Here is a 367-nt window from a genome sequence, read left to right as displayed (position 1 = left end):
CGCGCACGTTCTCGCCCTTGCCGTAAACCGGGAGCGGCTTCTTGTGGCGAATGTTATTGATGAACAGCGGAATCAACTTTTCGGGGAACTGGTACGGACCGTAGTTGTTGCTGCAGTTCGTCACGATGGTCGGCATGCCGTAAGTGTCGTGGAACGCGCGCACAAAGTGGTCGGAACCTGCCTTGCTGGCGGAATACGGGCTATGCGGCGTGTACTTCGTGGTTTCGTAGAAGAAGTCGTCGCCATAGGCCAGGTGATGTTCGGAACTCGATGCCGTCGTGGTGAACGGGGGCGTGATGCCTTCGGGATGGTTCATCTTGAGGGCGCCATAAACTTCGTCGGTCGAGATGTGGTAGAAGCGCTTGCC

Annotated in this window: 1 pseudogene; it reads right to left on the bottom strand. The window is 57.2% G+C overall.

Annotated features, from left to right (window positions below):
* Positions 1-10: 10 nt before the first annotated feature.
* A pseudogene (locus B3M32_RS04170) lies at positions 11-367 on the bottom strand (GDP-mannose 4,6-dehydratase); the annotation flags it as partial.

This window comes from Fibrobacter sp. UBA4309 (assembly GCF_002395745.1).
GTDB lineage: Bacteria > Fibrobacterota > Fibrobacteria > Fibrobacterales > Fibrobacteraceae > Fibrobacter.
Note: the sequence above shows the minus strand (reverse complement) of the source record. Positions and strands in the feature narration are given on the sequence as shown.